This is a genomic window from Microcoleus sp. Aus8_D2 (genome assembly GCF_036702665.1).
Taxonomy (GTDB): domain Bacteria; phylum Cyanobacteriota; class Cyanobacteriia; order Cyanobacteriales; family Microcoleaceae; genus Microcoleus.
In genome coordinates, this window is sequence record NZ_JAUBUN010000018.1 from 78,870 (window position 1) to 92,006 (window position 13,137).

Annotated in this window: 12 protein-coding genes; 4 read left to right on the top strand and 8 right to left on the bottom strand. The window is 47.0% G+C overall.

Translation table 11 applies throughout. The features are described from left to right. Nucleotides 1-1,931 (bottom strand): tetratricopeptide repeat protein (locus QUB64_RS16215; protein ID WP_333394125.1); only part of this gene is annotated, 1,931 nt, incomplete at its 3' end. Nucleotides 1,932-2,224: 293 nt separating this feature from the next. Between QUB64_RS16215 and QUB64_RS16220 the strand changes: the two genes are divergently transcribed. Beyond that, the gene (locus QUB64_RS16220; protein ID WP_333271704.1) at nucleotides 2,225-2,488 is read left to right on the top strand and encodes a hypothetical protein; all 264 of its coding nucleotides are present in this window, start codon (nucleotides 2,225-2,227) and stop codon (nucleotides 2,486-2,488) included. Nucleotides 2,489-3,093: 605 nt separating this feature from the next. Here QUB64_RS16220 and tsaB read toward each other — a convergent pair. From tsaB to QUB64_RS16235, 3 genes are all read right to left on the bottom strand, one after another. After that, nucleotides 3,094-3,858, bottom strand: coding sequence for a tRNA (adenosine(37)-N6)-threonylcarbamoyltransferase complex dimerization subunit type 1 TsaB (gene tsaB / locus QUB64_RS16225; protein WP_333271702.1), 765 nt, complete (start codon nucleotides 3,856-3,858; stop codon nucleotides 3,094-3,096). A gap of 2 nt (nucleotides 3,859-3,860) precedes the next feature. Beyond that, complete coding sequence (locus tag QUB64_RS16230) at nucleotides 3,861-5,570, bottom strand: serine/threonine-protein kinase (protein ID WP_333271700.1); 1,710 nt, start codon at nucleotides 5,568-5,570, stop codon at nucleotides 3,861-3,863. 412 nt (nucleotides 5,571-5,982) lie between these two features. Continuing rightward, nucleotides 5,983-6,231: a Ycf34 family protein gene (locus QUB64_RS16235; RefSeq protein WP_333271698.1), complete on the bottom strand. Its 249-nt coding sequence runs from the start codon at nucleotides 6,229-6,231 to the stop codon at nucleotides 5,983-5,985. Between the two features lie 108 nt (nucleotides 6,232-6,339). Here QUB64_RS16235 and QUB64_RS16240 point away from each other — a divergent pair, with 108 nt between their 5' ends. After that, nucleotides 6,340-7,593, top strand: a complete 1,254-nt coding sequence (locus QUB64_RS16240) for a CCA tRNA nucleotidyltransferase (RefSeq protein WP_333271696.1) — start codon at nucleotides 6,340-6,342, stop codon at nucleotides 7,591-7,593. Nucleotides 7,594-7,771: 178 nt separating this feature from the next. Here the strand turns inward: QUB64_RS16240 and QUB64_RS16245 are convergent, their stop codons facing one another. The 4 genes from QUB64_RS16245 to QUB64_RS16260 form a co-directional block, all read right to left on the bottom strand. Further along, nucleotides 7,772-8,134 carry a DUF952 domain-containing protein gene (locus QUB64_RS16245; RefSeq protein ID WP_333271694.1) on the bottom strand — a complete coding sequence of 121 codons (363 nt, stop codon included), beginning with the start codon at nucleotides 8,132-8,134 and terminating at the stop codon, nucleotides 7,772-7,774. A 13-nt stretch (nucleotides 8,135-8,147) separates the two neighbouring features. Continuing rightward, the gene (locus QUB64_RS16250; protein ID WP_333271691.1) at nucleotides 8,148-8,306 is read right to left on the bottom strand and encodes a hypothetical protein; all 159 of its coding nucleotides are present in this window, start codon (nucleotides 8,304-8,306) and stop codon (nucleotides 8,148-8,150) included. A gap of 56 nt (nucleotides 8,307-8,362) precedes the next feature. Further along, nucleotides 8,363-8,815 carry a cupin domain-containing protein gene (locus QUB64_RS16255; protein WP_333271687.1) on the bottom strand — a complete coding sequence of 151 codons (453 nt, stop codon included), beginning with the start codon at nucleotides 8,813-8,815 and terminating at the stop codon, nucleotides 8,363-8,365. A 452-nt stretch (nucleotides 8,816-9,267) separates the two neighbouring features. Further along, the gene (locus QUB64_RS16260; RefSeq protein WP_333271684.1) at nucleotides 9,268-10,038 is read right to left on the bottom strand and encodes a cysteine hydrolase family protein; all 771 of its coding nucleotides are present in this window, start codon (nucleotides 10,036-10,038) and stop codon (nucleotides 9,268-9,270) included. A gap of 378 nt (nucleotides 10,039-10,416) precedes the next feature. Here QUB64_RS16260 and QUB64_RS16265 point away from each other — a divergent pair, with 378 nt between their 5' ends. After that, nucleotides 10,417-11,826: an amidohydrolase gene (locus QUB64_RS16265; RefSeq protein ID WP_333271681.1), complete on the top strand. Its 1,410-nt coding sequence runs from the start codon at nucleotides 10,417-10,419 to the stop codon at nucleotides 11,824-11,826. Between the two features lie 106 nt (nucleotides 11,827-11,932). Then, the gene (locus tag QUB64_RS16270; protein WP_442921666.1) at nucleotides 11,933-13,123 is read left to right on the top strand and encodes a glycoside hydrolase family 10 protein; all 1,191 of its coding nucleotides are present in this window, start codon (nucleotides 11,933-11,935) and stop codon (nucleotides 13,121-13,123) included. The last annotated feature ends 14 nt before the right edge of the window (nucleotides 13,124-13,137 follow it).

A 13,137-nucleotide genomic window follows, 5' to 3' on the forward strand; every position in this document is an offset into this window, starting at 1 on the left:
CGATCGCCCACGGCGCGTGTTAGGGGAAGCGACTGGCTGTAATACTCCAAGGCTTTCTGTTTTTCTCCCAAATTATCATAGACTAAACCGATATTGTTGAGGGTGGTGGCTTCCCCGCCGCGATCGCCCACGGCGCGTTTTAGGGGAAGCGACTGGCTGTAATACTCTAAGGCTTTCTGTTTTTCTCCCAAATCAGAGTAAACTTTGCCGATGTTGCTGAGGGTGACGGCTTCCCCGCCGCGATCGCCCACTGCGCGTCTCAGGGGAAGCGACTGGCTGTAATACTCTAAGGCTTTCTGTTTTTCTCCCAAATCATCGTAGACACTACCGATGTTGTTGAGGGTGTTGGCTTCCCCGGTGCGATCGCCCACGGCGCGTGTTAGGGGAAGCGACTGGCTGTAATACTCTAAGGCTTTCTGTTTTTCTCCCAAATCATTGTAGACAGCCCCGATATTGCTGAGGGTGGTGGCTTCTCCGCCGCGATCGCCTACTGCGCGTTTTAGGGGAAGCGACTGGCTGTAATATTCCAAAGCTTTCTGTTTTTCTCCCAAAGCTGAGTAGACACTACCGATGTTGTTGAGGGTGACGGCTTCTCCGCTGCGATCGCCCACGGCGCGTGTTAGGGGAAGCGACTGGCTGTAATACTCCAAGGCTTTCTGTTTTTCTCCCAAATTATCGTAGACAGCCCCGATATTGCTGAGGGTGACAGCTTCTCTCGAACGATCGCCCACGGCGCGTGTTAGGGGAAGCGACTGGCTGTAATACTCCAAGGCTTTCTGTTTTTCTCCCAAATCATCGTAGACACTACCGATGTTGTTGAGGGTGTTGGCTTCCCCGGTGCGATCGCCCACTGCGCGTGTTAGGGGAAGCGACTGGTTGTAATACTCTAAGGCTTTTTGTTTTTCTCCCAAATCTGAGTAGACTAAACCGATGTTGTTGAGGGTGCTGGCTTCCCTGCCGCGATCGCCCACTGCGCGTGTTAGGGGAAGCGACTGGCTGTAATATTCCAAAGCTTTTTGTTTTTCCCCCAATGCTGAGTAGACACTACCGATATTGTTGAGGGTGACGGCTTCTATCGAACGATCGCCCACTGCGCGTGTTAGGGGAAGCGACTGGCTGTAATACTCCAAAGCTTTTTGTTTTTCTCCCAAATCATCGTAGACTAAACCGATGTTGTTGAGGGTGACGGCTTCCCTGCCGCGATCGCCCGTTGCCCGACTCAGTGGCAGCGACTGGTTGAAATACAAGAGTGCTTTCTGTTTTTCTCCCAAATCTGAGTAGACTCTACCGATATTGGTGAGGGTGAGGGCTTCTATCGAACGATCGCCCACTGCGCGTGTTAGGAGAAGCGACTGGCTGTAATACTCCAAAGCTTTTTGTTTTTCCCCCAAATTATCGTAGACTAAACCGATGTTGTTGAGGGTGACGCCTTCTATCGAACGATCGCCCACTGCGCGTGTTAGGGGAAGCGACTGAGTGTAATACTCCAAAGCTTTTTGTTTTTCCCCCAAATCTGAGTAGATTAAACCGATGTTGTTGAGAGTGACGGCTTCCCTGCCGCGATCGCCCGTTGCCCGACTCAGTGGCAGCGACTGGTTGAAATACAAGAGTGCTTTCTGTTTTTCTCCCAAATCTGAGTAGACTCTACCGATACTGGTGAGGGTGAGGGCTTCCCCGCTGCGATCGCCCGTTGCCCGATACAGCTTCAATGCTTCTTCCAATTTCGCGATCGCACTTTTTTTCGCTTCCTTTGTTCCTTCTTCGTAAAGTTTTGCTGCTTCTGTATATATTTTATCGGCAGCCTCGGTACTGCTAGTTTGTGCTGTTTGTAGGGGTTTGACTGCGGGGGCTGTTGCTGCAACGGCTGGGCTTAATTGAAGGGCGAGGGCGATCGACATACCAGTAAAAACTAATTTAGTGCGATCGAACATGATCGAGCCCTGCTACTAAGATATTTTCTTCAATTCTACTCATTCACCCTGAAGCGTCAAGGTGGAAAGATGTGATATATATCTTTACTTTTTATGCGGCCTTTTTGAGCCGGATGTTGATTTATTTCCGGTTTTTTATACTAATAGGAATGACGCGAGCCGACCCAAGAAACCGGGTTTTTTAGCGGGATTAAAAGCTACACAGCAGTTTTTTCCTCAAAAAACCCGGTTTCTGCGGCCAAGACTAGCAATTGCTAAAATGAGCTTGTAGTGCGATCGAACTTTTGCCCAAAATGAGCAACAGCCTAATTAACCCCGATTCTATAAACACCTACTGGGATTGCCCCGAGTGTGGCGGCACAGGCACAGTCAGCACAGAAACCTGCCCCGAATGTCTCGGAGCAAAATACATTGATATCGACGCAGTAACTAGCTGGATGCTCGCTTTTATGGAATCTCGCGGCTGCAATCCCGACGAAATCGAGCAATTGCGAACCGAAAATCCAGATTCGCTGACATTAACATTTTGCCTCGAACTTTGTCTCGCCCTGAAATAAACAACAACAAAAACTCATTCTTCTCTTCTTTACTCTTCCTTTGCGCCCTTCGCGCCTTCGCGGTTCATAAAAAAATCTCCTTCACAAATCATTGAAAACGGCCACACCAACTCCAAAATTCATAGCATTTTATCCCGAAAATACAAATTTTCCAAACTCATCTAACAGTATTTGTAGGGTGCGTCGCCACAGACAATCCCTCAACAAAGAGCAACAATCTGACAGATCCGCACCTTATACAATTTTGACAGATTTTTGACGCAAGATTCTTGGGCGGAGTGAAAGCGAGACTTGTGTACTCCAGCATTGTGTAGGTGCGTCGCTATGAGATTGTCGCTCTTTGTTGAGGATTTTTCGTAGCGACACACCCGCTCGATTACTCCAGCATTGTGTAGGTGCGTCGCCATGAGATTGTCGCTCTTTGTTGAGGATTTTTCGTAGCGACACACCCGCTCGATTACTCCAGCATTGTGTAAGGTGCGTCGCTATGAGATTGTCGCTCTTCATTTATGATTTTTCGTAGCGACACACCCTACCAATATTTAATTCATCAATTCTTCCCAATTCTTCAATCTAAAATCCCAAATCCCAAATCAAAAATCGGCTCATTTTCCCTGTACGGGATGTTGCCCGTAATAAGGCAAAGCATCAAACCAATCAGGCCGACTTCCTTTTTTCCACTCCAAATAAGCCAAATCCAACACACCAGAAACCGACGCACCCAACTCGCTGCCAACTTCAATCAACTGATAGGAATTTCCCCAACTTTCTAGCTTTTCCTGCCAAGATTCCGCCGTCATTACCGAATCGGCAAACAACTCAGTTACACCAGAATTCTTATTAACTGAATAAACAGCCCCAAATAATTGACCACGCTGTGCAGGCATTTGCAGCGCAATATCCAAAACAAGAGGGGATTCCTCTCTCAAAAGCCCCCCCTTAGCAAGGGGGGGTTGGGGGGGGTTCTCGCTCTTACCAAGAGGGAATTCCTCACTCAAAAGCCCCCCCTTAGCAAGGGGGGGTTGGGGGGGCTCCAACCAAGCGACAGCCGCCAAAGTTGAAATCGCAAAAACCGGAATATTTAACTGTTGAGCCAAAGTCCGCGCCGTCACCATACCCATGCGAGTGCCAGTGAAACCTCCGGGCCCTTTCGCTACTGAAATAAAAGCCAAATCCGCCCAAGTTTGCGGCTGGATAAATTCTACTAAATGCTGGTGCAAATCCGTTGCTAAACTGCGGCCCAAATTCCAAGTTTGACAGCGAGAATCGCCGGAAAAATTGCTGATTGCTAAGCCTAATTCGGGGGTTGCCGTGTGCAGGGCTAAACCGTATTTTTTAACTAATGTTCCGTCTTGGGGATTGCTATTCACGATTAATGATAATTTTCCTTAACAAAAAACAGAGGCAATGCCACAACTAAGCAACCCAAAAGAATGCCAAATATTCCGGTATTTAAAATCCTGGAATTACCCATGCCACCAGTTATCAAAAACAGCACTACTAAACTGGCAAATAAATTCTTGTTCGCAAATTCTTTATTTTGGGAAACTTGATGTTTGACCACCATAAAACCGGAGGCAACTATTAGCGCGAACCAAGAATTAAAGATGACTATTTGAGAGCCAAAGATAAACCAAACTAAAGCAAACATGAGCGAATCGAGCCAGAAATCCTGAGTTTTCAACTTCGGAAGCCAAAATTCTTGGGTAGCAACTGGGGCGATTTTCTTGGCTAATTGATTGTGTTGCAGTCGCACGAGTTTGTTTTTAAATTGAATCTTGGGATCGATTTGCAATACTTCCTTCCACTCGGGGACGCGAGAATTGTTAACTCTTCCCAACAGCTTAATGGCTGCGACTTTATTTAACTGCAAATCGGTGATTTTGGTGGCAATTATTTGGGATAAGTGCGGATAGTGAACGGGATTGTCTTCGGTTCTGTTGATGACGATATTGAGCTTTTGTTTGGCTTGACTAACTTGGATTGTAACATTGTACGGGGCGATCGCCTCTTGTAAAGCTTGCTGAATTTCGGCTTGCTGTTCCCGACTGAACAGCGAAGGTACCGGTGGCAGCACAGGCTTCGATTCTGCGGGGATTTCCGGCGCATCTAGCACGGGCTGCGCGTCTAAATACACCGGCTTGGGGTTCAACTGCCGGATGACTGCGGATGCTGAACTGTAGCGGCGGTTGGTGGCACTTTGGAGCATCGTATCGAGGATGCGGCCGAAATCGTCGCTAACAGCACTCTTCAAATAATTGCGCCAAGCCCAAGAATCCTCGGCGCTGTCGAACAAGTCGAAGGGAGGAATGTGAGTCAGCAAGTGAATGCAAGTAACGCCCAAACTGTAGATATCGCTGGCAAAAACTGCTTTTCCCATCAATTGTTCTGGGGCTGTATAAGCAGCACTGCCGATAATTGTACCAGTTTGTGGCAGTCCGGTTGCTGTTACTTTCTTGGCTGCACCAAAGTCTACTAAAACGATATCTTTTTGGAAAGGAGAGGGTTGATAGGAATTTTCTAAGGCTGGTAAAGGGGCGGGAGATAGGCGGCGGCGAATGATATTTTCGGGTTTGATATCGCGGTGAATGACTTTGGATTTGTGAACGAAGTGGATTACGGGCAATAAATCGTTGAGGATTTGCCGAATTTGGGTTTCGGTGAATGCTCCTTTTTGTTCTAATTCTTGGGCTAAATTTTTGCCGTCGATAAATTCTTGTACTAAATATTGTCTCCCGTCTTGTTCAAAATGCGCGATCAATTCGGGAATTTGGGGATGTTTCCCCAAGGTTTCTAGCTGGGCTGCTTCTTGGTGAAATAGTTGAGAGGCTTTTTCGGCTGCGGTGTTGGGCGGTAAAGATTGCTTGATGACGCACTGGGAAAAAATCGGGGGTTTGGTTTCATCAAATGCTAGGAAAGTTCTGCCAAAGCCTCCTTGCGCGATCGGCTTTATGGTACGGTAGCGAGATGCTGATGGCGATTGTTCGTTAGTTAATAGCAATTTTGAGCCGCAACTTTGGCATAATTCTGCATCACCGGGGTTTTGCGGATTCTGACAAGTTGGGTTTAAGCAATAGGACATTGGATTTTAGATTTTAGATTTTAGATTTTAGATTTTAGATTGGGGAATTGGGAATTGGGCATTGGGCATTGGGCATGGGGAATTGGGAATTGGTAATTGGTAATTGGGAATTGGGCATGGGGAATTGGGAATTGGGAATTGGTAATTGGTAATTGGTAATTGGGAATTGGGCATGGGGAATTGGGAATTGGGAATTGGTAATTGGTAATTGGTAATTGGCAGCCCCAAGCTAATGACTAATGACTAATGACTAATGACTAATGACTAATGACCAATGACTAATGACCAATGACCAATGACTAATGACCAATGACTAATGACTAATGACTAATGACCAATGACTAATGACTAATGACTAATGACCAATGACCAATGACTAATGACTAATGACTACTGACTAATGACTAATGCCTTAAGTCGGTACAAGTTCGCCCGGCCGCAATTTTGCCCATTTGCCGGTTTCTTGCTTGAAACTTTGGCACCCGACTACATCCCATTCCATTTCTACTTCGTCTTGGCGGGGGCGAATGTTGACGTTGATGGTAGGTTCTACGGGGTCGAAATCGGGTGTTTCGGTGAGGTGAAGCTGTTCGTGCTGTCCTTCTACGGCGTGATAGGTGAAGCAGCGGTCTACATAGTGGCAGTTAATACAAATACACATTCTTGATATCCTCTGTGCATTTCAAAAAGATTGGTGAAATTTAAGCTTTCTGTTAATCTAGCGTAGCAAGAGTTTAATTGTTTGTAAGGAAAGTAGATTTTTGTTGCGATGCCGATGAATTTGCCACCTGCGTTATCTCCTGAGACTTGGCCGTTCGATTTGGAACTGCTGACACCGCCTGTTTATTTGGTGGGCGGCGCGGTGCGGGATGCGCTGCTGGGCCGCCGATCGCACTATTTTGATTTGGATTTTGTTATGTTAACACGGGCGGTGAAAACTGCTCGAAAAATTGCCGATCGCACGAAAGGCGGATTTGTGTTGTTGGATGCGGAACGACAGATTGCGCGGGTGGTGTTTGCGGGCGGTACGGTGGATTTTGCCCAGGCTTTCGGGGGGAGTCTGGAGGGGGATTTGCACCGCCGGGATTTTCGGATAAATGCGATCGCCTGCAATCCTTTTACTGGAGAAATCATCGATCCTGTGGACGGTCAAGCTGATTTGCGGTTGGGTTTGCTGCGGATGATTTCTCGATCGAATTTAGAAGACGATCCGCTGAGGTTATTAAGAGCTTACCGCCAAGCGGCACAGTTGGGTTTTGCGATCGAGCCGGAAACTCAATCTGCGATTCGGGAATTGGCGCCGTTGTTGAGTCGGGTGGCGGTGGAACGGGTGCGGACAGAATTAGGTTATTTGTTGAGCAATAATCACGGTGTTCCTTGGATTTGCAAGGGCTGCGAAGATGGTTTGTTTTCGATTTGGTTTGAGGGCGCGATCGACCGTTTCAATATCTTGACAAAAATTGACTCGTGTGCTGCTGATTTGGTGGCAATTTACCCAGAGTTGGAGAGAGAGTTTGGGCGATCGATTCGCGATACAATTAAAACGCCGTTGTTGGCGATCGGGAAGCTAGCTATTTTGGCAAATCCCGACCCGACAATCGCTGAAACCGAGTTGCTGCGGTTGAAGTACAGCAATGCAGAGATTAAAAGTGCGATCGAGCTTTTGACATACTTACCAAAACTGCAAGCAAAACCGATTGCCAAAATGTCCTTACGAGACCAGTATTTTCTGTTTCGGGATGTCGGAATAGTATTTCCAATTTTAGCAGTTTTAGCCCGAGCAGCGGGAGTTGCGGTTGATGAAATTTCGCTGTTAATTAAGCGCTATCTGGATGCGGATGATATTGTTGCTCATCCGACACAATTACTTAGCGGCAATGAGTTAATGGAAGCTTTGAATTTGCCGAGAAGTCCGCGCATCGGTCAATTGTTAATGGAGATTCAATTAGCGCGGGTGGAGGGGAGAATTGCGACTCGCGAAGATGCGCTGCAATTGGCGGCAGAATTGGTTGATGTTGATTGATATTTGGGAAATATTGCCACAACAATATTGGTAGGGGCGGGTTCACAAACCATCTGTAATTCACATCCCAAATATCTATAAACCCGCCCCAGCGACAATCGGTAAATGCGTCTGCCTTTATCTGCGTTAATCCCCGTGAATCTAGCTTGAATCTGCGGTCGATATATCAATCAAAAACTTATGAAATATGTCTATTTATACTTTCCGTTAATTCATTAGGCAATTCAAACTTGCCACCTGCACCAGGTTCAAACTCAAAAACTTTCAACACAGCATCCACATTCAGCGGCCCGTAAATGTGCGGGTAATCCTCACCTGCGGCAAATTCATACTTAAGTTCAGATTCTACTTTGTCCGAGTCAATCCACAGCAGCAGCAATCCTGTTTGTCCGGCAAAAAATTTATTGGCAGATCTCAGAACTTGCGGTAAAGTGGAACAGTGGATAAATCCTTCTGTATCTAGCGTATCCCCGCGATAGGATTGCATTTGTTTTGCTTGTTCCCACTGTTGGCTGCGGGTGATGTGAAAGATAACGCTCATAGTTAGATGGGTTTTAAGTGCGATCGCCAATTGGCAGTAAAATCTGAGCAGGACAACTCCCGCCGCAACTTACTGTCAGCGCGATAATTCTAGCATCAATTAACCGCGCCGCACCCGGAGGCGCACCAGTTCCCGGATTCACGTCGTAAGCGGGAAAGCAAGCCGCGCTCAAACTCAGACGCCAGGACTTTAGTCCTTCCTAAGAGGACTGAAGTCCTGACTGCGAACCTAGCACGGCACCAGTACATCCGATCGCCCTAAAACCCTCAGATCTTCCTCATCGAGTTCGACTGGTGTACCGCTGCGAATTAGTTCGACAAAATCCTCATTCGGCACCATAATGCACAAAGCGTACAAACGTTCGCTGCCCGTATTTTCAATGACGTGAGTACCCGTTGGAGGCACTAACAAACTATCACCCGGTTTAATACTAACTGTTTTGCCGTCGCAGGTTGCTTGCCCTCTTCCTTTGAGTACAAAAAACATTTCTACTGCGAATTGATGGCGGTTGGGAGGAGTTTTGCCACCCGCATCGAAAATCTCGACGCAAACAGTTAATGAAGCATTAGCTGTTGCAGGCTCGAAGACGATTGCTAATCTGTTAGTATCGCCCGGGCTGATGCGAAATGCTTGGTAGTCTTTCGGAGACTTGACGACTGGAATCATGCACTGATTTGTCATTTTTTTGTTGTTAGTTGTGAGTTGTTATAGCTGAAGGAAGTGCGGCAACGGATGCAAGTAACGGATGTAACGGATGGAAGGAAGTTCGGCAACGGATGCAAGTAACGGATGTAACGGATGGAAGTTCGGCAATGGATTGTGTAACGGATGTAACGGATGTAACGGATGGAAGGGATGGAAGGAAGAAGGAAGCAGGAAGAAGAAAGAAGAAAGAATAGAGAATAGCTGGGTTTTTGCAATTAAGAACTTCCTAACCGTCGGGTACGGTGGCTATATGTTTCTGCTGTCATTAGTAAGTAGCGAGAGCCATTAGTCTGCGACTCAACCTCCCAAGTTTATTGCTAATGACTAATGACTGATGACTAGCCTTCGACTTCGCTCAGTCTAAAATGACTAATGACCAATCCCCCATGCCCGATGCCCCATGCCCGATGCCCCATGACTAATGACTGCTATTTAATTGCTTCTAAGATAGCCTGAGAATCAGACAAAAAACCAAAACATTGTTTAACGTTATAAAGAGTAGCGTGCCAGCAATACTCGGGAGATGTGGTAGCTGTACAATCTTTGAGCAGGATGCAGTCGTAGTTGAGAAAACTAGCATCTTGCAGCGTAGCCATGACGCACTGATCGGCGTTGACTCCTGCAAAGAAAAGTGTAGTTCTTCCCAGGTTGCGCAAGATACTATCTAAAGGAGTATCCCAAAAGGCACTCATCCGATATTTATCAATGCAAATATCCTCTGGTTGCTGTTCTAATTCATCGACAACTGCGGCCGCCCAACTCCCCGCCATTAAAACAGATGCGCCGTTTTTGGGTAGCGGATCGCCCAAACCTACGCCCTCGCCCGTGGGATTGTAAACGTGACGGGAAGCTGCGCTAATATTCAGCAAATCGGGGCGGTTTCCCCAGTTTATCCAAATAATTGGTACCGCGTGCGATCGCAATTTTGGTAGTAAATTTTGTAAAGGATGAATTGGAGCGCGCGCGGGTGTTACATCGACGCCGATATGCGCCAGCCAACCGTCGGGGTGACAAAAATCGTTTTGCATATCGATCACCAACATTGCTGCTTTTGCTAAATCCAAGCGCAGGGTTTTGGTTTCTGTCTCTAGAGTAACAGGTTGAGGCGCGATCGGCGATCGGGTGATGTCGGCAATTTTAGCATCAACTTTCCAAGCATTCGGCGGCACGCCCAAGGTGCGGAGAGATTCAGGATTCATATTAATTGTGACTTGAAAACAACTTCAATCTTATAACTGTTTGATTCTTGCTAACTTGTCATATCTTAAATCTTTGCTAAGATTAAGTATCTGGGATAACTGTTTTGATAAATTTAATTATTTATTAACTTAACAAAAATTATCCAAAAAGTAGTTTAACGTGCTACTTTTATCGTTACCAGGTAGAGCTTTTTCTCGTTCCCAGGCTGTACCTGGGAATGCCTTGCAGGAGGCTCTGCCTCCAGTAAAGCACCGGCGAGGCAGAGCCTCGCTTATATGCGTTCCCAGGCATAGCCTGGTAACGAGATTAAATCTCCAAACCCTTGATTTATCAGTGATTTCCCAATCTCAAATCTCAAATCTCAAATCTCAAATGGTATGAGTTTTACAATCCAAAATGCTTTAATTCCGGTTGAGAGTGGTTATGAAACCGCAGACGTGCAAGCGGCGGATAACTGCATAAGTGCGATCGCGCCCAATTTAGCTCCTACAGGAACAGCAATCGATGGCAAAAATAAGCTACTGCTGCCCGGTTTTGTCAACGCGCACACCCACTCTTCTGAAATGTGGCAGCGCGGGATTATTCCCCCTTTGCCCCTGGAGTTGTGGATTGGCGAACTGTACGATTTTACGCCTCTAGATCCGGAACAAGTTTACTTGAGTGCCTTGGGAACTGCGGTAGAAACATTGCTCTCTGGCGGTACAAGTGTAGTCGATCATTTAGTTTTGATTCCGGGGCAAGAATTAGAGACAATTGCCGCCGCAGTTCGCGCTTATCAAGAAATCGGCATCCGCGCTTTTATCGGGCCGTTAATTCAAGATGAATCCCTGACAGCGGGAATGCCTGCGGGCGATGGCGGCCTCGAACACGCGGCTTACATTCGCTCGACAAAGGCAACTTTGGAACTCATGGAATCAGCCATCAAACAGTTTCACCAACCCGAAAAAGGTGTTAATATGTTGCTGGCGCCGACGGGAATTCAACTGTGTTCCGATGCTTTATTTGAAGGCTGCATCGATTTGGGCGATCGCTACAATCTTTGCCTGCACGCCCACCTCTTGGAAACGCCCGCTCAAAAACAGTTAGCTCACGAAAAATACGGCTGTAGCGCCGTCGAACATTTGCAACAAATTGGTTATTTAAGTCCGCGCACTTCTTTCGCGCACTGCGTGTGGCTGGACGATTCCGATATTGAAATCATGGCAGCAACTCAATCGACAGTCGTACACAATCCCCTCAGCAACCTGCGGCTGGGAAGCGGGATTGCACCGATTTTGAAATACCGCCAAGCCGGAGTAAACGTATCTTTCGGCTGCGACGGTGCCGCTAGCAATGACTCTCAGGATTTGCTAGAAGCAATTAAAATTGGTTCGATTCTGCACAATATTACGGATTTGGATTACCGCCACTGGATTACACCGCGCCAGTCTGTAGAAATGGCATCGCTGGGCGGAGCAAAAGGCTTGAATCTCGGTGATGAAATGGGTTCCCTGACTGTCGGCAAAAAAGCAGATTTTGTGCTGTACGATTTAACCAGTTTATCATTGTTGCCACGCACAGATCCGATTGGCTTGCTAATTTTGGGACGCCCGACAAATGCGGTAGACAGTGTTTGGGTAAACGGCACACAAATTGTGTCTGAAGGTAAGGTGAAAACGATTGATGTTGATGGTTTGCGGCGGGAATTATTCGATCGCAGCGAGTGGAGTAGCAAGCGTCAATCGCCGATGGTGGGCGAGATTGAATCGCACTACCGCCAAGTGATGAAATTGCCACTCGGCGGTTGAAACCGATCCTATACAGACAAAACCCGCCTCCGCGGGTTCAAGAAAGTCAGGTTGGCAGTGCGAACGTTACAGTATGATGTTAGATTGTGGTGTTTGCGAAAGATTGATGATTAAACTGCACAAATGGCGGCGGATACTGGCTTTAATAGTTGTTTTTGCGATCGCCCTTACCTCCGCCGCCATTTTCTCCCCCCGAATGGAGGCTCAAACTCCGCGCAACACCCCAACCACCGAATTGCGCGGCATCTGGCTGACTAACATTGACAGCGACGTTATTTTCTCCCGCAACAACATCATTGACGCTGTAAACCGCCTGGAAAAACTCAACTTTAACACAATTTATCCCACGGTTTGGCAAGGAGGCTATACGCTGTATCCCAGCGCTGTAGCCAAACGAGTATTCGGAGAGCCGATCGATCCATCACCCGGATTGCAAGACCGAGACATTCTCAAAGAAATTATAGCACAATCCCACCAAAAAGGTATAGCAGTAATCCCGTGGTTTGAGTTTGGTTTCATGGCTCCCGCCGAATCGGAATTAGCCAGACTTCACCCCGAGTGGCTGGCGAGGCGGCGCGACGGTTCAACTATTTGGAAAGAGGGCACGCACGATCGAGTTTGGCTGAATCCTTTTCATCCAGAAGTTCAGAAATTTCTCTTAGATTTAATCCTAGAAATTGTCGATAATTACGATCTAGATGGCATTCAATTTGACGACCATTTCGGTTTGCCCGTAGAGTTTGGCTACGAGCCGCAAACAGTGTTAATGTATGAAAAACAAATCAAAAGTCCTCCCTCCAATGACGCCCGCGAAACCTTCTGGATACGCTGGCGCGCCGACAAAATCAACGACTTCATGGGGCGAATTTCCCGCGCCATCAAATCCCGAAAACAAAAATGTATTATTAGCTTATCTCCCAACCCCCTGCACTTTGCTTTACCCGCCCACTTGCAGGACTGGTTTACCTGGGAAAGACGTGGCTATATCGAAGAACTTATAGTACAGGTTTATCGCAGCGATATCAAGCGTTTTAATGCCGAAATGGAACGGGAAGAAGTTAAATTGGCGAAGGATCATATTCCAACTGCGATCGGCATTTTAACTGGTTTGAAAAATAGTTCTATCCCACTAAAACAAATACAAGAACAAGTGCAAGAAGTCCGAAACAGAAAATTTGCAGGCGTTTCGTTCTTTTTCTACGAAAGCTTGTCGAGTTGGGCCAGCGAAACCCCGGAACAGCGCAATTCTGCCTTGCAAGAATTCTTCCCCACAAAGATGCAGCGCCCGCCAGTTTAAAAAGGTTTGTAGTG

Excerpts from the sequence above, each read along its gene's own strand:
- QUB64_RS16245 (WP_333271694.1), bottom strand. The coding sequence starts at position 8,134 with ATGAGCGTTATCTTTCACATCACCCGCAGCCAACAGTGGGAACAAGCA.
- QUB64_RS16230 (WP_333271700.1), bottom strand. The coding sequence starts at position 5,570 with ATGTCCTATTGCTTAAACCCAACTTGTCAGAATCCGCAAAACCCCGGT.
- QUB64_RS16240 (WP_333271696.1), top strand. The coding sequence starts at position 6,340 with ATGCCGATGAATTTGCCACCTGCGTTATCTCCTGAGACTTGGCCGTTC.
- QUB64_RS16255 (WP_333271687.1), bottom strand. The coding sequence starts at position 8,815 with ATGACAAATCAGTGCATGATTCCAGTCGTCAAGTCTCCGAAAGACTAC.
- QUB64_RS16260 (WP_333271684.1), bottom strand. The coding sequence starts at position 10,038 with ATGAATCCTGAATCTCTCCGCACCTTGGGCGTGCCGCCGAATGCTTGG.
- QUB64_RS16270 (WP_442921666.1), top strand. The coding sequence starts at position 11,933 with ATGATTAAACTGCACAAATGGCGGCGGATACTGGCTTTAATAGTTGTT.
- QUB64_RS16265 (WP_333271681.1), top strand. The coding sequence starts at position 10,417 with ATGAGTTTTACAATCCAAAATGCTTTAATTCCGGTTGAGAGTGGTTAT.
- QUB64_RS16235 (WP_333271698.1), bottom strand. The coding sequence starts at position 6,231 with ATGTGTATTTGTATTAACTGCCACTATGTAGACCGCTGCTTCACCTAT.
- QUB64_RS16220 (WP_333271704.1), top strand. The coding sequence starts at position 2,225 with ATGAGCAACAGCCTAATTAACCCCGATTCTATAAACACCTACTGGGAT.